General features: G+C 50.0%; 21 protein-coding genes and 7 tRNA genes. 12 read left to right on the top strand and 16 right to left on the bottom strand.

Features of this window, described 5'->3' with window-relative positions:
- Window positions 1–36: 36 nt before the first annotated feature.
- The 12 genes from ACMYSL_RS20465 to nagB all read right to left on the bottom strand — a co-directional run bounded on the left by ACMYSL_RS20465 (window position 37) and on the right by nagB (window position 6959).
- Window positions 37–111, bottom strand: a tRNA-Gln gene (locus tag ACMYSL_RS20465).
- 35 nt (window positions 112–146) lie between these two features.
- A tRNA-Gln gene (locus ACMYSL_RS20460) sits at window positions 147–221 on the bottom strand.
- A gap of 44 nt (window positions 222–265) precedes the next feature.
- A tRNA-Met gene (locus tag ACMYSL_RS20455) sits at window positions 266–342 on the bottom strand.
- Between the two features lie 22 nt (window positions 343–364).
- Window positions 365–439: transfer RNA gene (locus ACMYSL_RS20450), tRNA-Gln, on the bottom strand.
- A gap of 36 nt (window positions 440–475) precedes the next feature.
- Window positions 476–550: transfer RNA gene (locus tag ACMYSL_RS20445), tRNA-Gln, on the bottom strand.
- Window positions 551–585: 35 nt separating this feature from the next.
- Window positions 586–670 (bottom strand) — tRNA-Leu (locus ACMYSL_RS20440).
- 6 nt (window positions 671–676) lie between these two features.
- Window positions 677–753: transfer RNA gene (locus tag ACMYSL_RS20435), tRNA-Met, on the bottom strand.
- 229 nt (window positions 754–982) lie between these two features.
- Complete coding sequence (asnB, locus tag ACMYSL_RS20430) at window positions 983–2644, bottom strand: asparagine synthase B (protein WP_110273354.1); 1662 nt, start codon at window positions 2642–2644, stop codon at window positions 983–985.
- A gap of 278 nt (window positions 2645–2922) precedes the next feature.
- Window positions 2923–3675, bottom strand: a complete 753-nt coding sequence (locus ACMYSL_RS20425) for an HAD-IIA family hydrolase (protein ID WP_110273356.1) — start codon at window positions 3673–3675, stop codon at window positions 2923–2925.
- A gap of 45 nt (window positions 3676–3720) precedes the next feature.
- Window positions 3721–4941: a DNA-binding transcriptional regulator NagC gene (nagC, locus tag ACMYSL_RS20420; RefSeq protein ID WP_181483038.1), complete on the bottom strand. Its 1221-nt coding sequence runs from the start codon at window positions 4939–4941 to the stop codon at window positions 3721–3723.
- Between the two features lie 8 nt (window positions 4942–4949).
- A complete protein-coding gene (nagA, locus tag ACMYSL_RS20415; RefSeq protein WP_182237200.1) occupies window positions 4950–6098 on the bottom strand; it encodes an N-acetylglucosamine-6-phosphate deacetylase in 1149 nt (382 codons plus the stop codon).
- Between the two features lie 60 nt (window positions 6099–6158).
- Window positions 6159–6959 (bottom strand): glucosamine-6-phosphate deaminase, encoded by an 801-nt coding sequence (gene nagB, locus ACMYSL_RS20410; RefSeq protein ID WP_110273359.1) that lies wholly within the window; start codon window positions 6957–6959, stop codon window positions 6159–6161.
- 313 nt (window positions 6960–7272) lie between these two features.
- Here nagB and nagE point away from each other — a divergent pair, with 313 nt between their 5' ends.
- The 4 genes from nagE (at window position 7273) to chiQ (ending at window position 13295) form a co-directional block, all read left to right on the top strand.
- A complete protein-coding gene (gene nagE / locus ACMYSL_RS20405; protein WP_434659767.1) occupies window positions 7273–9225 on the top strand; it encodes a PTS N-acetyl glucosamine transporter subunit IIABC in 1953 nt (650 codons plus the stop codon).
- A gap of 179 nt (window positions 9226–9404) precedes the next feature.
- A complete protein-coding gene (gene glnS / locus ACMYSL_RS20400; RefSeq protein WP_434659765.1) occupies window positions 9405–11072 on the top strand; it encodes a glutamine--tRNA ligase in 1668 nt (555 codons plus the stop codon).
- A 439-nt stretch (window positions 11073–11511) separates the two neighbouring features.
- Complete coding sequence (gene chiP, locus ACMYSL_RS20395; RefSeq protein WP_304257032.1) at window positions 11512–12915, top strand: chitoporin ChiP; 1404 nt, start codon at window positions 11512–11514, stop codon at window positions 12913–12915.
- A gap of 47 nt (window positions 12916–12962) precedes the next feature.
- Window positions 12963–13295, top strand: a complete 333-nt coding sequence (gene chiQ, locus ACMYSL_RS20390; protein ID WP_181483034.1) for a ChiQ/YbfN family lipoprotein — start codon at window positions 12963–12965, stop codon at window positions 13293–13295.
- Between the two features lie 70 nt (window positions 13296–13365).
- Here chiQ and fur read toward each other — a convergent pair whose 3' ends face one another.
- The 4 genes from fur to ybfF all read right to left on the bottom strand — a co-directional run bounded on the left by fur (window position 13366) and on the right by ybfF (window position 15991).
- The gene (gene fur, locus ACMYSL_RS20385) at window positions 13366–13818 is read right to left on the bottom strand and encodes a ferric iron uptake transcriptional regulator (protein WP_004885952.1); all 453 of its coding nucleotides are present in this window, start codon (window positions 13816–13818) and stop codon (window positions 13366–13368) included.
- Window positions 13819–14109: 291 nt separating this feature from the next.
- Window positions 14110–14640 carry a flavodoxin FldA gene (fldA, locus tag ACMYSL_RS20380; RefSeq protein ID WP_434659762.1) on the bottom strand — a complete coding sequence of 177 codons (531 nt, stop codon included), beginning with the start codon at window positions 14638–14640 and terminating at the stop codon, window positions 14110–14112.
- 150 nt (window positions 14641–14790) lie between these two features.
- Window positions 14791–15084: a LexA regulated protein gene (ybfE, locus tag ACMYSL_RS20375; protein ID WP_110273365.1), complete on the bottom strand. Its 294-nt coding sequence runs from the start codon at window positions 15082–15084 to the stop codon at window positions 14791–14793.
- Between the two features lie 133 nt (window positions 15085–15217).
- Complete coding sequence (gene ybfF, locus ACMYSL_RS20370; RefSeq protein WP_181483033.1) at window positions 15218–15991, bottom strand: esterase; 774 nt, start codon at window positions 15989–15991, stop codon at window positions 15218–15220.
- Between the two features lie 183 nt (window positions 15992–16174).
- Here ybfF and seqA point away from each other — a divergent pair, with 183 nt between their 5' ends.
- From seqA to ACMYSL_RS20330, 8 genes are all read left to right on the top strand, one after another.
- A complete protein-coding gene (seqA, locus tag ACMYSL_RS20365; RefSeq protein WP_181483032.1) occupies window positions 16175–16723 on the top strand; it encodes a replication initiation negative regulator SeqA in 549 nt (182 codons plus the stop codon).
- A gap of 32 nt (window positions 16724–16755) precedes the next feature.
- Window positions 16756–18396 carry a phosphoglucomutase (alpha-D-glucose-1,6-bisphosphate-dependent) gene (gene pgm / locus ACMYSL_RS20360; RefSeq protein ID WP_304257036.1) on the top strand — a complete coding sequence of 547 codons (1641 nt, stop codon included), beginning with the start codon at window positions 16756–16758 and terminating at the stop codon, window positions 18394–18396.
- Window positions 18397–18454: 58 nt separating this feature from the next.
- Window positions 18455–18874 (top strand): arginine:ornithine antiporter, encoded by a 420-nt coding sequence (locus ACMYSL_RS20355; RefSeq protein ID WP_434659758.1) that lies wholly within the window; start codon window positions 18455–18457, stop codon window positions 18872–18874.
- A gap of 333 nt (window positions 18875–19207) precedes the next feature.
- On the top strand, window positions 19208–20005 hold the full coding sequence (locus ACMYSL_RS20350; protein ID WP_304257040.1) for a DeoR/GlpR family DNA-binding transcription regulator: 798 nt from the start codon (window positions 19208–19210) through the stop codon (window positions 20003–20005).
- A 116-nt stretch (window positions 20006–20121) separates the two neighbouring features.
- Window positions 20122–21195: a zinc-binding dehydrogenase gene (locus ACMYSL_RS20345; protein ID WP_434659757.1), complete on the top strand. Its 1074-nt coding sequence runs from the start codon at window positions 20122–20124 to the stop codon at window positions 21193–21195.
- A 282-nt stretch (window positions 21196–21477) separates the two neighbouring features.
- Window positions 21478–22344: an ABC transporter substrate-binding protein gene (locus ACMYSL_RS20340; RefSeq protein WP_228727529.1), complete on the top strand. Its 867-nt coding sequence runs from the start codon at window positions 21478–21480 to the stop codon at window positions 22342–22344.
- Window positions 22345–22449: 105 nt separating this feature from the next.
- Window positions 22450–23934 carry a sugar ABC transporter ATP-binding protein gene (locus ACMYSL_RS20335; protein ID WP_110273373.1) on the top strand — a complete coding sequence of 495 codons (1485 nt, stop codon included), beginning with the start codon at window positions 22450–22452 and terminating at the stop codon, window positions 23932–23934.
- A gap of 10 nt (window positions 23935–23944) precedes the next feature.
- Window positions 23945–24931: an ABC transporter permease gene (locus tag ACMYSL_RS20330; protein ID WP_110273374.1), complete on the top strand. Its 987-nt coding sequence runs from the start codon at window positions 23945–23947 to the stop codon at window positions 24929–24931.
- Window positions 24932–24949: the final 18 nt, after the last annotated feature.

The following is a 24949-nucleotide window of genomic DNA, read 5'->3' as shown; positions in this document are numbered from 1 at the left end:
CAAAAAGCCCGCCGAAGCGAGCTTTTTGCTATTAAGTGGCTGGGGTACGAGGATTCGAACCTCGGAATGCTGGTATCAGAAACCAGAGCCTTACCGCTTGGCGATACCCCAACGGGTGCGCCCACAATGTGAGCGACTTTTAAAATTGGCTGGGGTACGAGGATTCGAACCTCGGAATGCTGGTATCAGAAACCAGAGCCTTACCGCTTGGCGATACCCCAACAATTTTTTTGGATTTATCGAACTAAATCAATAAGTCCTTGTATGGTGGCTACGACGGGATTCGAACCTGTGACCCCATCATTATGAGTGATGTGCTCTAACCAGCTGAGCTACGTAGCCAAAATCTTATCATATTCTTCGATGGCTGGGGTACCTGGATTCGAACCAGGGAATGCCGGTATCAAAAACCGGTGCCTTACCGCTTGGCGATACCCCAATACCGTCGCGGTGAACCGCAAACATCGAAGAAATATGGCTGGGGTACCTGGATTCGAACCAGGGAATGCCGGTATCAAAAACCGGTGCCTTACCGCTTGGCGATACCCCAACAAAAAACTTTTACTTGCAACGCGAAAGAGTAAATGGTGCGGGAGGCGAGACTTGAACTCGCACACCTTGCGGCGCCAGAACCTAAATCTGGTGCGTCTACCAATTTCGCCACTCCCGCAAAATATGGTGGCTACGACGGGATTTGAACCTGTGACCCCATCATTATGAGTGATGTGCTCTAACCAGCTGAGCTACGTAGCCATCTTTTTTTCGCGCTACCTTATCGGCGTTGCGGGGCGCATTATGCGTATTGAGCCTTAAAGCGTCAACCCCTTTTTCATCGAAAATGGGCTGAAAACGACTGTTTGGTTAGGTTGCGAACAGCGTGATGTAATAATCGGCAATTATTGGTTATTTATCGTTTTTAATGATTTGCATAAGGCATAAAAAAACGGACCCCGTAGGATCCGTTTTAGATATTGATGGTTATTTAGTAAGCCGACTGGTGCACGCCGACTGCGCGTCCTGATGGATCGTTCATGGTTTTGAACGACTCATCCCACTCAATGGCTTTCGCTGAAGAACAGGCAACGGACGGGCCACCGGGTACACATTCCGCAGCGCTGGGTACCGGGAATAATTCTTCAAAGATCTCACGATACAGATACGCTTCTTTTGACGATGGCGTGTTGTATGGGAAACGGAAGCTGGCCGTTTCCAGCTGCTGATCGGAAATCTGTTCTGCCGCGACTTCTTTGAGCGTATCGATCCAGCTGTAACCTACACCGTCAGAAAACTGCTCTTTCTGGCGCCAGGCGACGCTTGCCGGCAGGTAGGATTCAAAACATTCACGCAGAACATGTTTTTCCATTTTGCCGTTGCCGCACATTTTATCCTGCGGGTTAATGCGCATTGCCACGTCGAGGAACTTCTTATCCAGGAACGGTACGCGTGCTTCAACGCCCCAGGCTGACATCGCTTTGTTGGCGCGGGCGCAGTCAAACATATGCAGCGCCTGCAGCTTACGCACGGTCTCTTCATGCAATTCTTTGGCGTTTGGTGCTTTATGGAAATAGAGGTAGCCGCCAAACACTTCATCAGAACCTTCGCCGGACAGTACCATCTTGATGCCCATCGCTTTGATTTTACGTGACATCAGATACATTGGTGTTGAAGCGCGAATGGTGGTCACATCGTAGGTTTCGATGTGATAAATAACATCACGAATCGCGTCTAAACCTTCCTGTACGGTAAAGTGAATCTCGTGGTGCACGGTACCCAGATGGTTAGCGACTTCCTGCGCAGCTTTCAGGTCAGGTGCGCCTTCCAGGCCCACGGCGAAGGAGTGAAGCTGCGGCCACCAGGCTTCTGATTTTTCCTGATCTTCAACGCGGCGAGCGGCATATTTTTTGGTGATAGCGGAAATAACCGATGAATCCAGGCCGCCGGAAAGCAGTACACCGTAAGGAACATCTGACATCAGGTGGCTTTTTACTGATTCTTCCAGCGCCTGACGCAGTTCATTTTTATCAGTAACGTTGTCTTTGACCGCGTCATAATCGAACCAGTCACGCTGATAATACTGGCGGATTTCGCCATCTTTGCTCCACAGGTAACTGCCTGCCGGGAACTCTTTAATAGTGCGGCAGACCGGAACCAGTGCTTTCATTTCTGAAGCGACGTAGAAGTTACCGTGCTCGTCATGACCCATATACAGCGGGATGATCCCGATATGGTCGCGGCCAATCAGATATGCGTCTTGTTCGCTGTCATACAGAGCGAATGCAAACATCCCCTGCAGGTCGTCCAGGAAGTCCGGCCCTTTTTCCTGATACAGCGCCAGGATGACTTCACAGTCTGAACCGGTCTGGAATTCATAGCGATCGCCGTATTCTGCGCGCAGCGCCTGGTGGTTGTAGATTTCACCATTGACGGCCAGGGCGTGAGTTTTTTGGGCGTTGTATAGCGGCTGCGCACCAGCGTTAACGTCAACGATAGACAGACGCTCATGCGCCAGAATGGCTTTATCGCATGCGTAAACACCGGACCAGTCCGGACCGCGGTGGCGCATCAGGCGGGAAAGTTCCAGTGCCTTTTTACGCAGTTCGACCGCGTCAGTTTTAATATCCAGTACGCCAAAAATTGAACACATAGCCTTCTCCGTTACCCTGTCTTGTTTAATGTTGTGCAGGCTGCGTCTTATTGCGAAGCCTCAGTGCATGCTTAAGAAAATGCCGCAAAGGAGCGGGGCGCGCAAGGGGTTTACGGTCGAGAAAAGAAATAATGCAACTACTGTTGCTGAATAATGAAAAAAGATTATGTTTTGAACGCTTTTATTGATGAATGTTTAGTGATAATGCATTTTCATTAGATGAAGGTGTTTTTTGGTCGCTTAGAAATGAAGAACCACGCCCGGGGACGTGGTTTTGATCAGAAAATATCAATTTCTGCGACGGAGGGGTAAATCCATGATGGTCGGAATGGCATGCTGTCGATATCGTCGAGCGTGGCGATCCCAGAAAGCACCAGAATGGTTTCCAGGCCCGCCTGAAAGCCTGCCAGAATATCCGTGCGCAAGTTATCGCCGACGATGACTGTTTGCTCAGAGTGCGCCTGCATTTTGTTTAGCGCTGAACGGATAATCCACGGGCTGGGTTTGCCGACATAGAACGGCTGACGGCCTGAGATTTTCTCGATGCCGGCGCACAGCGCACCGCAGGCTGGATAATATCCGCGACCGTGAGTATCCGGGTTGGTGGCGATAAAACGCGCGCCGTTGGCAACAAAAAAAGCGGCCTTATGCATCATCTCCCAGTTAAAGGAGCGGGTTTCGCCGACGATAACGAAGTCAGGGTTAACGTCGGTGATGGTAAAGCCGGCTTTATACAGTTCATGGATCAGCGCGCCTTCACCCACCACGTAGGCTTTCTTGCCTTCCTGACGACGCAGAAAATCCGCAGTCGCCATAGCTGAGGTATAAAAAGCGGTATCCGGCACATCAATTCCCGCAGTCGCAAAGCGGTTCGCCAGATCCTGACCGGTTTGTGAAGGGTAGTTGGTCAGCATCACCAGCGGCATCTCTTTTTCGAGAATGCGCTTGATAAATTCAGCGGCGCCCGGCACAGCCACATTGTCGTGCATCAGCACGCCGTCAATATCACAAATTACGTTTTGAATGGTCATGGACAGTCCGACATCGTTGGAGAAAGGCGAAACTATAAAGCGGCTTTAACTTTCCAGCAAATGCTGGAGCAGGATCCCATTGAGCATCGCGCGCTTGACCAGAGCAAAAGCGCCGATCGCTGAGCGATGATCGAGAGTGGATCGCACCACCGGCAGATTTTTACGAAATGCCTTTAGCGCCTGGTTATTGATGCAGCTTTCAATCGCTGGCAGCAGGACTTTTTCCGCTTCGACGATCTCACCGGCAATGACCACTTTTTGCGGATTAAACAGGTTAATCGCAATGGCGATGGTTTTACCCAGATGGCGACCGACATGTTCGATAACCTCACAGGCCAGCGCATCACCTTTATTCGCCGCTTTACAGATAGTTTTGATGGTGCAGTCATCTATTGAAATTTTGCTCTGATAGCCCTGTTCCAGTAAATGACGAACGCGATGCTCGATGGCGGCATTGGCAGCAATGGTTTCCAGACAGCCAAAGTTACCGCAGTGGCAGCGCTCGCCCAGCGGATCGACCTGGATATGTCCGATTTCACCAACGTTGCCATTGCGGCCGATAAAGGTACGACCATTGGAAATAATTCCCGCACCGGTCCCGCGGTGTACCCGCACTAAAATGGAGTCCTCGCAATCATGACTCGCACCAAAATAGTGCTCTGCCAGCGCGAGACTGCGGATATCGTGACCAACGAAGCAGGTTAGTTTAAAACGTGCTTCTAGCGCCTCAACTAACCCCCAGTTTTCAACCTGAATATGGGGCATATAGCGAATAACGCCACTTTCAGGGTCAACCAGGCCCGGTAGAATGACCGAGATAGCAATCAGCTCACGGATTTTACGCTGGCAGCCTTCCATAAAGGAGGCGATGATGTTCAGCAGCGCATGCTCCAGGGTTTCTTGGGTTCTTTCCGGAAGTGGGTAATGCTCTTCTTCGAGGGTTTTGCTGCTTAAATCATACAGCGTCAGGGTGGCGTCATAGCGGCCAAGGCGCACGCCAATTGCGTGGAAATTGCGGGTTTCGGCAATAATCGAGATCGCGCGGCGGCCCCCGGTGGAGGCCTGCTGATCGACTTCTTTGATCAGGCCGCGTTCAATCAGTTGACGCGTAATTTTGGTTACGCTGGCAGGGGCAAGCTGGCTTTGTTCCGCAATCTGAATACGCGAGATTGGGCCGTGCTGATCAATCAACCGATAGACGGCCGCGCTGTTCAGCTGTTTTACGAGATCGACGTTACCAATTTGAGCTTGTCCGCCTGCTGTCATACTTTTACTTACTCAGTGACGACCTCGTTACCATTAACGATGGTCTTGGTGATTTTATAATCGCGGGTGAATGCGGTCAGGTTAGCGACCATCCCCGGAGCAATGCTGCCTAATTGTTTGTCCACGCCAATCGCGCGAGCAGGATAGAGGGTTGCCATACGCAACACTTCGTCCAGCGCGATGCCGCAATGTTCGACGAGGTTACGTACCCCTTCAATCATGGTCAGCGAAGAACCGCTAAGGGTGCCGTTTTCATCCACGCACAATCCATTCCGGTAGTATATTGTTTTACCAGCAAAAATGAACTGTTCAATATTGGCACCTGCCGGTGCTGTCGCGTCGGTCACGAGGCACAGTTTGTCGCCTTTCAGGCGCTTAGCGAGACGGACGTTGGCGTAATCGACATGTAGACCATCCACGATAATGCCGCAGTAAATATCCGGTTCGTCGAAAATCGCGCCCGCCAGACCCGGCTCGCGGCCAGTAATATAAGGCATCGCGTTAAACAGATGGGTGGCGAAAGTAATGCCAGAACGGAAGCCGATTTTCGCTTCTTTCAGCGTGGCGTTGGAATGGCCCGCGGAAACGATAATACCTGCAGCGACCAGCTTGCGGATCACTTCTGGCTCAACGCGCTCTGGGGCGAGCGTGAGTTTGGTAATCACATCCGCGTTTTCGCACAGAAAGTCGACCAGCGCGGCATCAGGCTTACGCACGTAGTCTGGGTTATGCGTGCCTTTCTTAACAATGTTCAGCCACGGACCTTCGAGATGCAGGCCCAGAGCCTGGTTCGGATGCTTTTGCAGATATTCGCGCATTACGCGTACGCCCTGTTTCATCAGGTCATCGCTGGCGGTAATGAGCGTGGGTAAGTAGCTGGTGCAGCCGGAGCGCTGGTTAGCCTCCTGCATAATTTCCAGCGTTTCAACGGTGACGGCATCGGGTGTGTCGTTAAACTGCACGCCGCCGCAGCCGTTCAGCTGTACGTCGATAAAACCGGGAGCAAGAATGGCGCCATCAACCGAGCGTTGTTCAATCCCGGTGGGTAAATCAGTCAGCGGACAGATACGTTCGATAAGGCCATTGGCGATAACGATCGCATGGTCATCCAGAATTTCATGACCGGTATAAATCCGGCCTTGGGTTAATGCATACATTACGACCCCCGGTTGTCAAAAATGGTTGTCCCGCGGGGGCGGCCGCGGGACGAGACTACATTACAGACCTTTGATGTTTTCAGCTTCTAATTCGTTGAAATATTTCAAGGTCTTAACTTTCAGTTCCATCGTAGACGGCTCGTCGCAGACCACAACCGCTTTCGGGTGTAGTTGCAGACAGGTAATGGTCCACATATGGTTAACGTTGCCTTCAACCGCTGCCTGCAGCGCCAGCGCTTTCTGACCCCCCAACACCAGAATCATCACTTCTTCTGCATCGAGCAGAGTACCTACGCCAACGGTTAGCGCGTATTTAGGCACCTGGTCTACGTCACCGTCAAAGAAACGGGAGTTTGCTATACGGGTATCATGAGTCAGGGTTTTAATGCGGGTACGGGAAGCCAGCGAAGAGGCCGGTTCATTAAACGCGATATGCCCATCGTTGCCTACGCCGCCCATGAACAGGTTGATTTTGCCGTAAGAACGAATTTTTTCTTCATAACGACGGCATTCAGCATCGATATCAGGCGCATTACCATTCAGCAAGTTAATGTTTTCTGCCAGAATATCAACGTGATCAAAGAAGTTGCGGTGCATAAAGCTATGATAGCTTTCCGGATGCTCTTTCGGCAGACCAACATACTCATCCATGTTAAAAGTGACGACATGCTTAAAGCTGACCTGGCCTGCTTTGTGCATCTCAACCAGCGCTTTGTAAGCCGTCAGCGGGGTGCCGCCGGTTGGCAGACCCAGTACAAACGGACGATCCGCCGTAGGATTGAACGCATTGATGCGATTAACGATGTGGCGGGCAGCCCATTTACCGACTTGCTCAGCTGTTACCAGGGGGATCAGTCTCATTGTTCACCTCTATAGTTAAATTAGAACCTGGCGGATTGGCGCCAGCATACTATTAAGAGTATTGCAGTAACTGCGTCGGCTGGGGTCAATCCGTGTTGATTTTTTGAATGATAAAATAAGTTTTCGTTGTTAGCCAGTAAAAGGCGGGGGTGAATACGATATTTGGTGACTATTGTCACAAAAAATGCCCATTTAATTTGCGAGACGAATTAATTTTTCAGACACTTTGCAGGTAAGTTAAAAATTTAACCAAGTTACACAATAATAAAGTGGCTTTGAATGAGCCTTATCGGGGTCTCATAGGGGGAATAAGATGAATATTTTAGGTTTTTTTCAGCGACTCGGTAGGGCGTTACAACTCCCTATTGCAGTGCTGCCAGTCGCCGCGCTGCTGCTGCGATTCGGTCAGCCCGATCTGCTTAACATACCGTTCATTGCACAGGCGGGCGGGTCAATCTTTGATAACCTGGCGCTGATTTTTGCTATCGGTGTTGCCTCCAGCTGGTCTAAAGACAGCGCGGGTGCAGCAGCGCTGGCCGGTGCAGTAGGTTACTTCGTCCTGACCAAAGCGATGGTCACCATTAACCCTGCTATTAACATGGGTGTCCTGGCGGGTATTATTACTGGTCTGGTGGCGGGTGCGACTTACAACCGCTGGTCGGGCATCAAATTGCCTGACTTCCTGAGCTTCTTTGGTGGCAAACGCTTTGTACCAATCGCTACCGGCTTCTTCTGTCTGGTGCTGGCGGCTATCTTCGGTTATGTATGGCCTCCGGTGCAGAACGCCATTCATGCAGGCGGAGAATGGATCGTCGGCGCTGGCGCGCTGGGTTCTGGTATCTTCGGTTTCATCAACCGTCTGCTGATCCCAACCGGTCTGCATCAGGTTCTGAACACCATTGCCTGGTTCCAGATTGGTGAATTCACTAACGCCGCAGGTGCGGTATTCCACGGTGACATCAACCGCTTCTACGCGGGTGACGGCACGGCGGGGATGTTCATGTCCGGCTTCTTCCCGATCATGATGTTCGGTCTGCCGGGTGCTGCGCTGGCGATGTACTTCGCGGCCCCTAAAGAACGTCGTCCAATGGTCGGCGGTATGCTGCTGTCTGTCGCAATTACCGCATTCCTGACCGGTGTTACCGAGCCGCTGGAATTCCTGTTCATGTTCCTGGCGCCGTTGCTGTATCTCCTGCACGCCATCCTGACCGGTATCAGCCTGTTCGTTGCGACAGCGCTGGGCATCCATGCAGGCTTCTCCTTCTCCGCAGGTGCTATCGACTATGTTCTGATGTACAGCCTGCCAGCAGCCAGTAAAAACGTCTGGATGCTGATTGTTATGGGCGTGGTGTTCTTCGTCATTTACTTCCTGCTGTTCAGTGCGGTTATCCGTATGTTCAACCTGAAAACGCCGGGTCGTGAAGATAAAACCGATGACGTGGTGACTGAGGAAGCAAACAGCAATACCGAAGAAGGTTTGACTCAACTGGCAACCAACTACATCGCAGCGGTTGGCGGTACGGATAACCTGAAAGCGATTGATGCGTGTATTACTCGTCTGCGTCTGACCGTTGCAGACTCTGCACTGGTTAACGATGCGGCCTGTAAGCGCCTGGGCGCTTCGGGTGTGGTTAAACTGAACAAACAGACCATTCAGGTTATCGTGGGTGCGAAAGCTGAATCCGTTGGTGATGAAATGAAGAAAGTGGTTGCGCGTGGCCCGGTTGCGGCGACATCTGCCTCTTCTGCTCATAGCGCACCTGTTGCATCAGTTGCTAAACCACAGGCCGTGGCGAATGCGAAAACCGTGGAAACGCTGGTTTCGCCAATTACCGGTGACATTGTGGCTCTGGAGCAGGTTCCGGACGAAGCGTTTGCCAGCAAAGCCGTCGGCGACGGCGTGGCGGTGAAACCGACGGACAAGATTGTTGTTGCTCCGGCTGCAGGCACGGTGGTGAAGATCTTTAACACCAACCATGCATTCTGCCTGGAAACTGAAAATGGCGCGGAAATCGTTGTCCATATGGGTATTGATACCGTTGCGCTTAACGGCCAGGGCTTTAAACGCTTGGTGGAAGAGGGCGCGGAAGTGAACGCTGGTCAGCCGATTCTGGAACTGGATCTTGAGTTCCTGAACGCTAACGCGCGCTCCATGATTAGCCCGGTGGTGTGCAGCAACAGCGACGACTACAGCGCGCTGGTTATTCAGGCAACCGGTAAGGTTGTAGCAGGTCAGACACCGCTGTACGAAATTAAAGGCAAGTAAGGCTCCTGAGTAGAGTTTATGCCTCAAGCGGCGCAGCGAAATCTGCGCCGCTTTTTTTTACTGCAAATAACCTCAATATTTCCGTTTGATACCTTTTTTGCGTAACTAAAGGTTGTCAGCCTCTTCGGCTTATAAGATCATACGCCGTTATACGTTGTTTACGCTTTGAGGAACCCGCGATGAGTGAGGCAGAAGCCCGCCCGACTAACTTTATTCGTCAGATAATCGATGAAGATCTGGCTACTGGTAAGCACACCACTGTTCATACCCGTTTTCCACCGGAACCGAATGGTTATCTGCACATTGGCCACGCGAAGTCTATTTGTCTGAACTTTGGTATCGCCCAGGATTACCAGGGTCAATGCAACCTGCGTTTCGATGACACCAACCCGGTGAAGGAAGATATCGAGTACGTTGAGTCGATTAAAAACGACGTGCAGTGGTTAGGTTTCCACTGGTCCGGGGACGTTTGCTACTCGTCTGACTATTTCGATCAGTTGCATCAGTATGCGGTTGAGCTGATCAACAAAGGCCTTGCCTACGTTGATGAACTGTCGGCGGAAGAGATTCGCGAATATCGCGGCACGCTGAAAGCGCCGGGTAAAAACAGCCCGTATCGCGATCGCAGCGTAGAAGAGAACCTGGCGCTGTTTGAAAAAATGCGTACCGGCGGTTTTGAAGAAGGTAAAGCCTGCCTGCGTGCAAAAATTGACATGGCTTCTCCGTTTATCGTCATGCGCGATCCGGTGCTGTACCGCATTAAGTTTGCCGATCACCATCAGACCGGAAGCAAGTGGTGCATCTATCCGATGTACGACTTTACCCACTGCATTAGCGATGCGCTGGAAGGGATTACTCATTCCCTGTGCACCCTTGAGTTCCAGGATAACCGCCGTCTGTACGATTGGGTGCTGGATAACATCAGCATCCCCGTGCATCCGCGTCAGTATGAATTCTCGCGTCTTAACCTCGAATACACCGTGATGTCCAAGCGCAAGCTGAATCAGCTGGTGACCGAGAAGCACGTTGAAGGTTGGGATGACCCGCGTATGCCGACGATCTCCGGTCTGCGTCGTCGCGGTTATACCGCTGAATCCATCCGTGAGTTCTGCAAACGCATCGGCGTGACCAAACAAGACAACACCATTGAAATCGCTTCGCTGGAATCCTGCATTCGTGAGGATTTGAACGAAAACGCTCCGCGCGCGATGGCCGTTATCGACCCGGTTAAATTGGTTATCGAAAACTATCCGCAGGGCGGCAGCGAAAAGGTAACGATGCCGAATCATCCGAGCAAACCGGATATGGGTAGCCGTGAAGTGCCATTCAGCGCCGAAATTTGGATCGATCGCGCGGATTTCCGTGAAGAGGCGAACAAGCAGTACAAGCGTCTGGTGCTGGGCAAAGAAGTCCGTCTGCGTAATGCTTACGTTATCAAAGCCGAGCGCGTAGAGAAGGACGTGGAAGGTAATATCACTACTATCTTCTGTACCTACGATGCTGACACCCTGAGCAAAGATCCGGCCGATGGTCGCAAGGTTAAGGGCGTTATTCACTGGGTGAGCGCAGCACATGCGCTGCCGGTAGAGATTCGTCTGTACGATCGTCTGTTCAGCGTGCCAAATCCCGGTGCTGCTGATGATTTCCTGTCGGTCATGAACCCGGAATCGCTGATTATCAAGCAGGGTTTTGCTGAACCAAGCCTGGCGCAGGCGCAGCCTGAAAAAGCATACCAGTTCGAGCGTGAAGGTTACTTCTGCCTCGACAGCCGCTATGCAACCGCAACCAATTTGGTATTTAACCGTACTGTTGGTCTGCGCGACACCTGGGCGAAAGTCGGCGCGTAGTTATCCGCCATCAATGAGAACGCCGCAAACAGCGGCGTTTTTTTTTATTTCAGAATCAGGGGATTAAATTGTCATATTTTCGCGATGCGAATTAATCTTGTTTACAGATTGTAAAAATTACGACTGTTTATCCCTTTGGTCATCCACTATAAAAACATGTAATCGCTTTCATTACGCCTGTTTTTTCTGATATAGCAAGCACTTCCACGTCAAATGCATGACTTCTACGACTGAAACAAAAAGACATAGATTATGTGCGCTTTGTCATAATCTTCATCTTTTGTCACCGAAAGAGATTGATAATTCGCGTCACGAAAAATAGTCTATACCCAGTGGTTATGCGGATTTTACCGCTCCACTTTTTTAGCAGTTTTATTTTATTTTTTTCGCTAGTTGCCCTTGGTAACTGCGTTTTTAAAAAGTCAAAGAGGATATGCATATGCGTACGTTTAGTGGCAAACGTAGTACGCTGGCGCTGGCTATCGCCGGTGTGACAGCACTGTCAGGTTTTGCAATGGTACCGGATGCGAAAGCAGAAGGGTTCATTGATGATTCAACGTTAACCGGCGGCATCTATTATTGGCAGCGTGAGCGTGACCGTAAAGATGTGACCGACGGTGACAAATACAAAACTAACCTTTCTCACTCCACCTGGAACGCCAACCTGGATTTCCAGTCTGGCTATGCTGCCGACATGTTCGGTATTGATGTTGCCGCCTTTACCGCCATCGAAATGGGCGAAAGCAGTGACAGCGGCCACCCGAACGAAATCGCTTTCTCCTCGCGCAATAAAACTTACGATGAAGACTATTCCGGTGATAAGAGCGGGATCAGTCTGTACAAAGCAGCCGCCAAATTTAAATTTGGCCCGGCATGGGCACGTGCAGGCTATATCCAGCCTACCGGTCAAACATTGCTGGCTCCGCACTGGAGCTTTATGCCGGGTACTTACCAGGGTGCTGAAGCCGGTGCCAACTTTGATTATGGTGATACGGGCGCGCTGAGTTTCTCCTATATGTGGACAAACGAATATAAAGCACCGTGGCACATTGAAATGGACGAGTTCTACCAGAACGATAAGAAAACCAAGGTTGATTATCTCCACTCTCTCGGCGCCAAGTATGATTTTAAAAATGACCTCGTGCTGGAAGCCGCATTTGGCCAGGCACAGGGTTACATCGACCAGTATTTCGCTAAGGCCAGCTACAAATTTGATATCGCAGGCACGCCGCTAAACACCAGCTACCAGTTCTACGGTACTCGCGATAAAGTCAGTAACGGCGGGGCGAACGATATTTATGATGGTACCGCCTGGCTGCAGGCATTGACCTTTGGCTATAAAGTTGCCGATGTTCTCGACCTGCGCCTGGAAGGAACCTGGGTTAAAGCCGATGGTCAGCAGGGCTACTTCCTGCAACGTATGACGCCGACTTACGCCTCATCTAACGGTCGTCTCGATGTCTGGTGGGATAACCGCTCTGACTTCAACGCCAACGGTGAAAAAGCGGTGTTCTTCGGGGCGATGTATGACATGAAGAACTGGAATATGCCGGGTTGGGCCTTCGGCGCGTCCTACGTTTATGCATGGGATGCAAAACCAGGAAAAATGTCTTCTCCTGATGCTTACTACAACCCTGACAAACGTCTGGAAGAGTCAGCCTACAGCCTGGATGCGATGTACACCGTACAGGAAGGACGTGCGAAGGGTACGCTGTTTAAACTGCACTTTACTCAATACGACAACCACTCCGATATCCCAAGCTGGAGCGGCGGCTACGGCAACATCTTCCAGGATGAGCGCGACGTGAAGTTCATGGTTATTGCTCCATTCACCATTTTCTGATGCCAGTGCGGCGGGCATGAGCCTGCCGCAATTTCCCGAGGTCGATTATGAAGAAGCTATTGCTTGTCGCTATTATGGCGGCAGGTCTGGTTGCCTGCACGCAGTCGCCAGCGCCGAAAGAGGATTCAAAGTTAAAAGATGCCTACAGCGCCTGTATTAATACTGCTGAAGGTAACCCAGATAAAGTCGAAGCCTGCCAGAGCGTATTAGACGTTCTGAAGCAAGAGAAGCAGCATCAGCAGTTCGCCACCCAGGAAAGCGTGCGAGTACTGGATTACCAGCAATGTATCCAGGCGCGTAAAACCGGTAACGATCAGGCTGTACAGTCGCGCTGTGACCAGATTTGGAAAGAGATTCGTAGCAACAACACGAAACCCTGATTTTTACTTTTCGTAGCCATAAAAAAAGCCAACCATCAGGTTGGCTTTTTGCTGCTTACGCAACGGGGAATTACTTTTCCACCGCGTCGTGGGCATGTTCATCTTCGCGGCAATCGCCTTCTGCACAGTGACCGTACAGGTACAGGCTGTGGTTGGTGAGGCGAATACCGTGTCGGGAGGCAATCTCACGCTGACGAGCTTCAATTGAGTCATCGCTAAATTCGATCACTTTGCCGCAATCGAGGCAAATCAGGTGATCATGATGATGCTGCTGCGTCAGTTCGAAAACGGATTTACCACCTTCGAAATTATGACGAGTGACGATGCCGGCGTCGTCGAACTGGTTCAGTACGCGGTAGACGGTGGCCAGGCCAATCTCTTCACCCATATCAATCAGGCGTTTATATAAGTCTTCCGCACTGACATGATGGTTATCCGGTTCCTGCAGGACTTCCAGGATTTTTAATCGTGGAAGTGTTACTTTCAGGCCAGCCTTCTTTAATGCGGTATTGTTGTCAGTCATGCGGAATCTGTCCTGTTGCTAAACGATCTACTTCCATCAGCGGAAGTAATACAGAGAATCACCCGATGTAATGCGTCTCATTATAGAACTGCCATGGTGAAATGAAAACTGCAAGCATCGGGCCTTGTATGCTGTCAAAAACGAGGCACTGGCTACAAAGTGCTTCACGTGACCTCGTTAAATCAGAGGACATTGTACAGATATGTGATTAAAAGTTAAAAACTTGTAGCTATAACTTTGATTGCTTTTATCTATTAATTCGGCGAAATCTGACGATAACGCCGTTTAGACTCAGGCATTCTTGATTTCTTCGAGGTGCAGCTCTTCAGAAATCTGTTTTACCCATTTTTCCACGCGTTCGTTAGTCAGTTCTGGCTGACGGTCTTCGTCGATGGCCAGACCCACGAAGTGGTCATCATCTGCCAGACCTTTAGATGCTTCGAAATGATATCCAGCAGTCGGCCAGTGACCAACGATAGTGGCGCCGCGCGGTTCGATGATGTCGCGAATGGTACCCAGCGCATCACAGAAGTATTCAGCGTAGTCTTCCTGATCGCCGCAGCCAAACAGCGCGACCAGTTTGCCGTCGAAATCGACTTCTTCCAGCGTCGGGAAGAAATCATCCCAGTCACACTGTGCTTCACCGTAGTACCAGGTTGGAATGCCGAGCAGCAGAATATCGTGAGCTTGCAGATCTTCTTTGCTGCTCTTGGCAATGTCGCGAACATCAGCAACATCTTTACCAAGCTGCTTTTGAATCATTTTTGCAATATTTTCGGTGTTGCCGGTGTCGCTGCCAAAAAAGATGCCGATGATTGCCATGAGTAAAATAACCTCTTGAAACTTAATGATGTGGTAGGGACTTAAATGCCCACAGATAGGGGCAATGATAGCAGAACTGAGAAGGGCGCGGAAACAGCAATCACGCCCGACTGCACACTCTGCTACATGAAAGCTTATTTTTTGAGGGTTTTAGGCTTTATCCTGGCTGCGCAGGGCCGCCAGTTGGTTCATCAGCATCTCTTCAATCAGATCGCTGCGGTTCATGTTGCGGGCTTCGGCCAGCTCATTGAGCGCATCAACCGCATCGGCATTGAGCTTCAGCTCAACGCGCTTCAAACCGCGAACTTTATCGCGCTTGAGCTGATTGCGTTTGTTGATACGCAGCTGTTCGTCGCGTGAAAGCGGATTGGTTTTCGGTCTACCCGGCCGACGCTCGGTTGCGAACAAATCTAATGTCGTACGGTCCGTTTGTTCTTTTGCCATGATTCAGAGTGACTTCGGGGGAAACAAGCTGTCGGGCATAGCCGACGCAGATAGCCCGCCATAATACATCAGGCGAGGGGCTGCGCCAACGACCGCGGGCATTCTGCCGCGCGGTCGGGCAGATTTTAGCCAGTTACGCGGCTATGGAGGTCAAATAACGGCGTATTGCCCGTAAAACGGCCTCTGGTTTTTCTGCATGTACCCAATGTCCGGCTCCGGCAATCACATGGGCCCGTGCCTGGGGGAATTGAGCCAGCAGAGCCTCACGGTAGGCATCGGTTACGTAGGGTGAGTTACCGCCGGGGATAAACTGCGCCGGATGCGGCCAGGCGGGGATGGTTTGCCAGCCGACGATATTGTCATATTGCTCCCACAATACCGGCACGTTAAACCGCCACTGACCGTCCACAAAGGATTTCAGCAGGAACTGAATGACGCCTTCTTCATGAAGGTGTTCGCGCATAACCGTCGCTGCCTGCTGGCGAGTGGCCGCGTGGGCGTCGGTCACGGCATTGATGGCGGCGAAGATTTCATCATGGCGACGAACGTGATAATCCACAGGGGCAATATCTATCGCAACCAGGCCCGCAATGCGCTCCGGGGCCAGCGCGCTCAGCGCCATGACCGCCTTGCCGCCCATTGAGTGACCAATAAAGGTCGCTTTTTCTATTTGGTATTCATTGAGAGTATCAATCAAATCCTGAGCCATCGCGGCATAGGTCATCTCTGGTGCGCGCGGGGAAAGACCGTGATTTCGCATATCGACCTGTAAAATATCGTAGTCAGCGACCAGATCGCGGGCGAGGATCCCAAGGTTATCCAGACTGCCAAAAAGGCCATGGACCAGGACGATAGGGGGATTATTGTGCGGATTCTGTGCAGATTGCGCTCGGCTATTTAATTTCATGGCAAAGTTCTTTTTTTCGCTCCGTCGGGTTAGGGTATTATGTTGGACATTCTGCCATCCGGCTGCAAGACCCGGAAGATTTCCGAGTTTTACCGCCATCCTGGTTTGACGCTATCCGCGGTTGGGATTTGTCCTTATAATCCCGACAACTTGTATTCAGAAAAGATATCGTACTGGATTAAGATGAAAACAATTGAAGTTGATGATGAACTCTATAGCTATATTGCCAGCCACACCAAGCATATTGGCGAGAGTGCATCCGACATTTTACGGCGCATGTTGAAGTTTTCCGCCGTTTCCCAGCCTGCCGCACCGGTAGCGAAAGTCGTTCCGGCTCCGGCGCCAACGCCTGTCGTTGAAGTGAAACCCGCCAATCCTCTGAAGGATAAAGTCCGCGCCATGCGCGAGCTGCTGCTATCTGATGAGTACGCCGAACAAAAACGCGCGGTAAACCGTTTCATGCTGGTTCTGACTACCCTCTACTCCTTAGACAGCAAAGGCTTTGCGGAGGCGACCGAGTCTCTGCATGGGCGCACTCGCGTCTATTTCGCTGAAGATGAGCGGACGCTACAGAAAAATGGTAATCAGACAAAACCTAAGCAGGTTCCGGGCACGCCGTGGTGGGTTATTACAAATACCAATACCGGCCGCAAATGCAGCATGATTGAACATATCATGCAGTCAATGCAGTTCCCTGCTGAATTGATCGAAAAGGTTTGCGGTACGATCTAGTCATTTAACTTTTGCACCAGAAGGATCAGGCAATGGCAATCGATAAGCGCGCAGGTCAACCTGCGCAACAGAGTGATTTGATTAACGTCGCCCAACTGACCGCCCAGTACTATGTGCTGAAGCCAGAAGTGGGCAATGCGGAACATGCTGTGAAGTTTGGCACCTCCGGCCACCGCGGCAGCGCGGCGCGCCACAACTTCAACGAGCAGCATATTCTGGCGATTGCCCAGGCAATTGCTGAAGACCGCGCAAAGAACGGGATCACCGGCCCATGCTACGTCGGGAAGGACACCCACGCGCTATCCGAACCTGCTTTCATTTCCGTACTGGAAGTGCTGGCGGCGAACGGTGTTGATGTCATCGTTCAGGAAAATAACGGTTTCACCCCGACGCCGGCGATTTCTAATGCGATTCTGGTGCACAACAAGAAAGGCGGCCCACAGGCTGACGGCATCGTCATTACTCCGTCCCATAACCCGCCGGAAGACGGTGGTATCAAGTACAATCCGCCGAACGGTGGCCCGGCTGATACCAACGTGACTAAAGTTGTTGAAAATCGCGCTAACGAACTGCTGGCTGCTGGCCTGCAGGGCGTGAAGCGTATTTCTCTTGATGCGGCGCTGGCCTCAGGTCATGTGAAAGAGCAGGATTTGGTGCAGCCGTTTATCGAAGGGCTGGCGGATATCGTCGATATGGCGGCTATCCAGAAAGCGGGCCTGACGCTGGGTGTTGATCCGCTTGGTGGCTCCGGTATTGAGTACTGGAAACGCATTGCTGAGTACTACAAGCTGAACCTGACTATCGTTAACGATAATGTCGATCAGACTTTCCGCTTTATGCACCTCGATAAAGACGGTGCGATCCGTATGGACTGCTCCTCCGAGTGCGCCATGGCTGGCCTGCTGGCGCTGCGCGACAAGTTCGACCTGGCCTTCGCTAACGACCCGGATTACGACCGTCACGGTATCGTGACGCCTGCCGGGTTAATGAACCCGAACCACTACCTGGCAGTGGCGATTAACTACCTGTTCCAGCATCGTCCGCAGTGGGGCAAAGATGTTGCTGTCGGTAAGACTCTGGTCTCCTCGGCAATGATCGATCGCGTAGTGAATGATTTGGGCCGCAAGCTGGTGGAAGTACCGGTTGGTTTTAAATGGTTCGTTGATGGTCTGTTTGACGGTAGCTTCGGCTTCGGCGGCGAAGAGAGCGCGGGGGCTTCGTTCCTGCGCTTCGACGGCACGCCGTGGTCTACCGACAAAGACGGCATCATCATGTGCCTGCTGGCGGCGGAAATCACCGCCGTAACCGGGAAAAACCCGCAGCAGCACTATGATGAACTGGCAGCGCGCTTCGGTGCGCCAAGCTACAACCGTCTGCAGGCTTCTGCAACTTCAGCCCAGAAAGCAGCGCTGTCTAAGCTCTCTCCGGAAATGGTAAGCGCCAGCACGCTGGCAGGCGACCCGATCACCGCGCGCCTGACTGCGGCTCCGGGCAACGGTGCGGCAATTGGCGGCCTGAAGGTGATGACCGAGAACGGCTGGTTTGCCGCGCGTCCGTCAGGTACTGAAGACGCTTACAAAATCTACTGTGAAAGCTTCCTCGGCGCTGAGCACCGTCAGCAGATTGAGAAAGAAGCGGTGGAGATTGTCAGCGAAGTGCTGAAAAACGCGTAATTATTAGCCATGATAATCAGGCCCTTTTTAGGGCCTGTTTTTTTTCGCAAGGAGTGCGATGAAACTGGAACGCAAAAAAGTCTTTTGGTTTTGGGCTGGGATGGATCTTTTTTATCTCATTGAGTTTGTCGGCTGGAATCTCTATCACCGGCGCGTACCGTTCTACGACGATATCCTCGCATATCTCCAACTTCTGCATACCTACGGCTCCGCCGCCGCGTGGCTGTTTCCGCTTAATTTCTTGTTGATAACCAGCATTCCCGTGTCGATGGTTCTTTTCTTGCGTCAGAGCCGTTATGCCCTGTGGCTGACGTGGGTGCAAACGCCATTGCGGCTGGTCTTTATGCTGCCGTCGCTTTCGCTGGTGTTATGGATGCTGCGTGAAATGGGGTTCAAGGGGATAGCGTTCTTTATCGGGCTCTTACTGCTCTCGGAAGCGGCGAAAGTGGTGACACTATGGCGCTGCCGTAAGGTTTGACCACGAGGTTATTTGACCTGCTATTACGACAATACAGATTATGTGCATCCTGCGGTGACTGAATCGGGCACAAACGGGTATTATTTTTTTGACCGGGTTTGCCCATTCTATAGATTGACGTTGAGTGCCGGGGCATCAATGAAGTTATATTTTGCTACCTTTATCACAAAATCCCATCTTAAAAAATGCAACTTACTTTAAATGTATGACTGACTTCAAATTAAAAAAAGCTGAACGCTTGTTTTGATTTTGTATGATTTGAATCACTTAATGATATGGATGATTTTGTTACATTTATGTCATTAAATCCTGGATGCTTTCTTGAGAACTTATATGTTACAAGTTAAACGTCACTCATTAATTCTGGAATTTGTCGTTGAAAATGGTTGCGCTAGAGTCAATGAATTGTCGCGAATATTTGGCGTGTCTCCGGAAACTATTCGCCGAGATTTAACTGTGCTCGCCAAAAATAAAAAATTAGTCCGTAGCTTTGGCGGTGCGATGATTTCAGAAAATAATGCATCATTTTTAGATGTGGATAATCCCACAAATAATGGGAATTTTGTCGATAAAGCTGAAGCATTTATTAAGCGAACAAAAGAGCAACCAGAGCGAAAAATGCGCATTGCCAAAAGCGCATTACAGTACATTCATGAGCATGAATGCATTATTATGGATAATAGTAGTTCATGCTGGTTTTTAGCACGGCAGTTGCCCGATATCGAACTGACGGTAATTACCAATTCATTAAATATTATTCAGACATTAGCCTGCCGAAAGAAAATAAGAATTGTCAGCGTGGGTGGTGAGTATTCTGAAAGACACGGCGATTTTCATGGGCCGGTAGCTGAATTTATTATTAATAACTTTAAGGTCAATAAACTGTTCTTTTCTTGTCAGGGCCTTGATTCTGGCCTGGAAATCAAAGATAGCAATGAAGTCAACGTGCGTCTGAAACAAGAAATGCTGAAAGTGGCCGACCAAAAAATTCTGATGGTCGATAGCAGTAAGTTTGAGCGCTATTCATTATATAAAATCTGCGACCTCGCAGATATTGATGTTCTTATTACTAATAAGCTACCAAAGGATATCTATCGTCAGGAATGCCTTGAAATCGTAGAGACCAGTTAAACTCTCTACGTAATAATACATTTGCATCATCATCTCACGACTCTTGTGCCAGGTGGAGGATAATTGCGTCAGCAATACTATCCATCTTCATTACTTATCCGAAAATGAGGTTTACGATGGAACAATTACCTGAAGATATGAAAGCTGTTGTGTGCCATGGTCCCCAGGATTATCGCTTCGAAAAGATTACGCGCCCGGTAGCACAAGAAAAAGAAGTGGTTATTAAAGTTGATGGCTGTGGAATATGTGCTGGTGATTGCAAAGCCCAGGACGGCGCACCGATGTTTTGGGGTGAAAACCCGTGGGTGAAAACGCCAGTGGTGCCAGGACATGAATTCTATGGCCGGGTTGCTGAATTAGGCCCCGGCTCGGCAGAAAAATATAAATTAAAAATTGGCGATCGTATTCTGGCGGAGCAGATAGTACCTTGTCATGAATGTCGTTTCTGTAAAACCGGGAAATACTGGATGTGTGAAACCCATGATATTTATGGTTTTCAAAAGGATGTTGCCGATGGCGGTATGGCTGAATATATGCGCTTCTCCGAAAGAGCGATTATTCACAAAATTCCCGAGTCATTAAGCGAAGAAGATGCAGCGCTTATCGAACCGATGGCCTGTGCTATCCATACGGTACGCCGTGGGGATATCGATCTGGATGATGTTGTTGTTATCGCTGGTGCCGGCCCGCTGGGTCTGTGCATGGTGCAGGTCGCGCATCTTAAGACGCCGAAAAAGCTGGTAGTGATCGACACCATGGAAGACCGTCTGGCGCTGGCGAAAGAGTTTGGGGCGGATGTGGTTATCAATGCGGGCAAAGAAGACGCCATTGCCATTGTTAAAGCCATGACTGAAGGCTACGGTTGCGACGTCTACATTGAAGCTACCGGCGCGCCGATTGGTGTTACCCAGGGACTGGAGATGATTCGTAAGCTAGGTCGTTTTGTCGAGTTCAGCGTGTTTGGTAAAGAAACCACCGCCGACTGGTCGATCATTGGCGACCGCAAAGAGCTGGATATTCGCGGTGCGCATCTTGGCCCGTACAGCTATGAAATCGCCATCGATCTCTTTGAGCGCGGCCTGCTGACTGCAAAAGGCGTCGTCACTCATTTCTATTCCATCGATGAGTGGAAAGCGGCATTTGAAATGGCAAAATCGCTCGATTCTATCAAGGTCGTTATTAAGCCATAAAAACGTAATTCTTAAATGACGCCATTTATTTTAATTATCATCCGCTTTGAAATGGATGGCGGCTAAATAAATACTGGATTTGTATCATGGTGATAACTGGGGTAAATATCGGTGGCCAGGTGAAGTCTACCGGTCATTAATTTATTGCTCAGGCTATCAGGCAACATTCGTACCATGAAAACGCTAAAGGATAATCTTGATCCTTTAGCGCATAACTCAAAAAGGAGATATTGAATGCCTGTAAAATTGAATACGAAAGCATTACTCTCAGGACTTCTGGCGATGAGTATGGTCGCCTGCGTTAATGCTAAGCCGCTAACTATCGGCATGTCGTTCCAGGAATTGAATAACGAATATTTTGTCACCATGAAAGAGTCGCTTGAACAGTCGGCAAAAGATATTAATGCCACTGTATATACTGCGGATGCTGCGCATGATGTCTCCAAGCAGATTAGCGACGTTGAGGATATGCTGCAGAAGAAAATTGATATTCTGCTGATCAACCCGGCTGACAGTGTAGGCGCGGAAACGGCGGTTCTGGCGGCGAAAAAAGCAGGTGTGGTGGTGGTAGCGATTGATGCTCAGGCAAACGGGCCTATTGACTCATTTGTCGGTTCCAAAAACTATGACGCGGGCTTTATTGCCGGTGAGCATTTAGCCAAAGCACTGGGTGATAAAGGCAATGTAGCGATTCTCGATGGTATTCCCGTGGTGCCTATTCTGGAACGCGTTCGTGGTTTTGAAGATGCGATGAAGAAGCATCCTAATATTAAAGTCATTACCAAACTGAACGGCAAGCAAGAACGCGATACCTCCATGAGCGTGACGGAAAATATGTTGCAATCCAATCCAACGCTCAACGGTATTTTCAGCGTTAATGACGTTGGCTCTCTTGGTGCGCTGGCGGCTATTCAGTCTTCCGGTCGTGATGTGAAATTAGTTAGCGTTGACGGTTCGCCGGAAGCGGTAGCTGAAATTGCCAAAGGCACTACGCCATTTATTGCGACCGCCGCGCAGTTCCCGCGCGACCAGTTACGTATTGGTTTAGGTATTGCTCTGGCTAAACACTGGGGCGCGAATATTCCGAAAGAGATCCCTGTTGATGTGAAGCTTATTGATAAAACAAACGCCAAAGATTTCCATTGGTAAGAGCGTTATTACTCCATAACGGCTCGCGATTGAGTTCGTGGGCCGTCGTGGATTCTTATTAAAGTATGGCACGATATATTATCGTGCCGTCATGGAGCGATGTTCATGCCCAGCTTACTGGAAGTCAAAAATGTCAGTAAAAGCTTCCCCGGAGTCAAGGCGCTCGATAATGTCAATATTACCCTTGGGCGAGGGGAGGTGCATGCTTTACTTGGTGAAAATGGTGCGGGTAAATCCACGTTGATGAAAATCCTCTGTGGGATATATCAACCGGATACCGGCAATATTTTTATTGATGGCAAGCAGCAGCATTTTCATAATTATCGCGATGCCATTCAGTGCGGTGTTGGGATTATTTTTCAGGAATTTTCTCTTATTCCCTATCTTAATGCCTATGAGAATATTTTTCTCAATCGCGAAAAAGTGAATCCATTTGGTTTATTAGACCGTAAAACCATGCGCCGCGAGGCACTCAGGATCTTTAAAGAGCTCGGCGTGACGCTGGATCCCGATGAGCAAATTTGCCATCTCAGCGTGGCTGAGCAGCAGTTCGTGGAAATTGCCAAAGCGCTCTCGCTGGATGCCCGTATTCTGATCCTCGATGAACCGACTGCCACCTTAACCCCAAGCGAAGCCGAACACCTTTTTCGCGTGATGCGCGATTTAAAAGCGAAAGGCGTGGGCATGTTCTTCATCTCTCACCATCTTGAGGAAATCTACGAGATTTGCGACAGCCTGAGCATCTTGCGTGATGGGAAATACATCGGTTCAGCGAAGGTTGATGATATCGATCTCGCGGAGATGATCCAGATGATGGTTGGCCGCGAGGTGGAGAATATCTATCCGGAGCGACGGACGCTGGAGAATCATGATCTTCTGCTGGATGCGGAAATTCAGCTTACCGAAAGCAGCAAAGTGAACCGATTAACGCTGCGCAAAGGCGAAATCTTAGGCCTCGCAGGGCTGGTGGGGTCAGGGCGTTCAGAAGCGATTCTGGCGCTGACCGGCGCGGATAAATGCTTTAAAAAACATGTCCGTCTGGCGGGGAAAGAGGTCTCGATAAAGTCCACCGATCAGGCTCTGCGGCTGGGCATTGGCTTATTGCCTGAAAGCCGTAAAACTCAGGGGCTGGTGCTAGGTTTTTCAGTTAAAGATAATATCTGGCTCAACAAGCATACTTGCCACTATTCGCTTATTCGCGATGGCGAAGAGCGTAAAACGGCTGAACATTTAATTCGTCACGTTGGGGTAAAAACGCCCGATGCCTTTACCGCCGTCGGAACATTAAGCGGTGGTAATCAGCAGAAGGTCGTTATTTCCCGCTGGTTAAATCATGATGTCAATATTTTGATTTTTGATGAGCCAACTCGCGGTATTGATGTAGGGGCTAAATCTGAAATCTATCAAATTATGCGCAATCTTACCGAACAAGGTATTTCGATAATTATGATTTCATCGGAGTTACCGGAAGTGATTGGCGTTAGCGACCGCGTCATGGTTTTCCGCGATGGCGATATCGTTGCCGAACTTGAAAATGAAAATATCAATTCCACGGTCATTATGCTGCATGCCGCCGGTAATATTATTTAGGGAGTCTTAAATGAGTAATGAAAATGCATCATTAGCGCCAGTTGCATCTCCTGATAAAAATAAAAAAATCCTCCATGGATTATTAAAGATGCCCGCGTTCCTGCCGTTTGTCGGTCTGGTATTACTGTTTTCCTGTATGGCAATTTTTAATGATTACTTTTTAACAGTAGATAACCTCTCGACCGTCGCCCGCCAGGTTTCAATTAATGCTATTATCGCCATCGGAATGACGTTTGCGATTCTGACTGGCGGTATTGACCTCTCCGTCGGCGCGGTGATGGCGCTGGCCGGTACGCTGATGGCGGGGTTAATGAAGTATTATGGCTTAGACCCATGGTTAGCCATCCTTATCGGCTTGTGTTCCGGTGTGGCTTTTGGCGCGATTAACGGCTTTTTAACCGCTTATGGCAAGATGCCGCCCATTATCGTCACTCTCGGGGCGATGATTATTGCTAAGGGCCTGGCGCTGATTTATACCGGTGGCTATCCCATCTCTGGATTACCTGATTCATTTGCCTTTTGGGGCCGTGAATATCTGTTCGGTATTCAGGTGCCGATTATTCTGATGGTGGTTTTATATATCATCTTTTATATCGTCCTGAACCATATGCCGTTCGGTCGCTATGTCTACTCCCTGGGGGGTAATGAAGAGGCGGCACGCCTGAGCGGTCTGCGGGTTAAATATTATAAGTTGCTGGTCTACGTTATTAGTGGTTTTACCGCCAGTTTCGCCGGGCTTATTTTTACCTCGCGCGTCATGAGCGGTCAGCCTAATGCCGGCGTTGGTTTTGAACTGGATGCTATTGCCGCAGTTGTGCTCGGCGGCGCGTCTATTGCCGGTGGGCGAGGAATGATTATTGGCACGTTAATTGGCGCGATGATGCTCGGGGTACTGAATAATGGCTTAAATCTTCTGGGGATCTCGCCTTATGTCCAGTACGTAGTGAAAGGGCTCATTATTTGGGGTGCCACTTTTATTAGCTCTGCCAGACGCTAAATCATTTTCATTGTGGGG

Source organism: Klebsiella sp. MISC125, from assembly GCF_051131775.1.
Taxonomy (GTDB): Bacteria; Pseudomonadota; Gammaproteobacteria; order Enterobacterales; family Enterobacteriaceae; genus Klebsiella.
Note: the sequence above shows the minus strand (reverse complement) of the source record. Positions and strands in the feature narration are given on the sequence as shown.

Coding starts and splice junctions, on each gene's coding strand:
- asnB (WP_110273354.1), bottom strand. CDS start 2,644: ATGTGTTCAATTTTTGGCGTACTGGATATTAAAACTGACGCGGTCGAA.
- ACMYSL_RS20425 (WP_110273356.1), bottom strand. CDS start 3,675: ATGACCATTCAAAACGTAATTTGTGATATTGACGGCGTGCTGATGCAC.
- nagC (WP_181483038.1), bottom strand. CDS start 4,941: ATGACAGCAGGCGGACAAGCTCAAATTGGTAACGTCGATCTCGTAAAA.
- nagA (WP_182237200.1), bottom strand. CDS start 6,098: ATGTATGCATTAACCCAAGGCCGGATTTATACCGGTCATGAAATTCTG.
- nagB (WP_110273359.1), bottom strand. CDS start 6,959: ATGAGACTGATCCCCCTGGTAACAGCTGAGCAAGTCGGTAAATGGGCT.
- nagE (WP_434659767.1), top strand. CDS start 7,273: ATGAATATTTTAGGTTTTTTTCAGCGACTCGGTAGGGCGTTACAACTC.
- glnS (WP_434659765.1), top strand. CDS start 9,405: ATGAGTGAGGCAGAAGCCCGCCCGACTAACTTTATTCGTCAGATAATC.
- chiP (WP_304257032.1), top strand. CDS start 11,512: ATGCGTACGTTTAGTGGCAAACGTAGTACGCTGGCGCTGGCTATCGCC.
- chiQ (WP_181483034.1), top strand. CDS start 12,963: ATGAAGAAGCTATTGCTTGTCGCTATTATGGCGGCAGGTCTGGTTGCC.
- fur (WP_004885952.1), bottom strand. CDS start 13,818: ATGACTGACAACAATACCGCATTAAAGAAGGCTGGCCTGAAAGTAACA.
- fldA (WP_434659762.1), bottom strand. CDS start 14,640: ATGGCAATCATCGGCATCTTTTTTGGCAGCGACACCGGCAACACCGAA.
- ybfE (WP_110273365.1), bottom strand. CDS start 15,084: ATGGCAAAAGAACAAACGGACCGTACGACATTAGATTTGTTCGCAACC.
- ybfF (WP_181483033.1), bottom strand. CDS start 15,991: ATGAAATTAAATAGCCGAGCGCAATCTGCACAGAATCCGCACAATAAT.
- seqA (WP_181483032.1), top strand. CDS start 16,175: ATGAAAACAATTGAAGTTGATGATGAACTCTATAGCTATATTGCCAGC.
- pgm (WP_304257036.1), top strand. CDS start 16,756: ATGGCAATCGATAAGCGCGCAGGTCAACCTGCGCAACAGAGTGATTTG.
- ACMYSL_RS20355 (WP_434659758.1), top strand. CDS start 18,455: ATGAAACTGGAACGCAAAAAAGTCTTTTGGTTTTGGGCTGGGATGGAT.
- ACMYSL_RS20350 (WP_304257040.1), top strand. CDS start 19,208: ATGTTACAAGTTAAACGTCACTCATTAATTCTGGAATTTGTCGTTGAA.
- ACMYSL_RS20345 (WP_434659757.1), top strand. CDS start 20,122: ATGGAACAATTACCTGAAGATATGAAAGCTGTTGTGTGCCATGGTCCC.
- ACMYSL_RS20340 (WP_228727529.1), top strand. CDS start 21,478: ATGAGTATGGTCGCCTGCGTTAATGCTAAGCCGCTAACTATCGGCATG.
- ACMYSL_RS20335 (WP_110273373.1), top strand. CDS start 22,450: ATGCCCAGCTTACTGGAAGTCAAAAATGTCAGTAAAAGCTTCCCCGGA.
- ACMYSL_RS20330 (WP_110273374.1), top strand. CDS start 23,945: ATGAGTAATGAAAATGCATCATTAGCGCCAGTTGCATCTCCTGATAAA.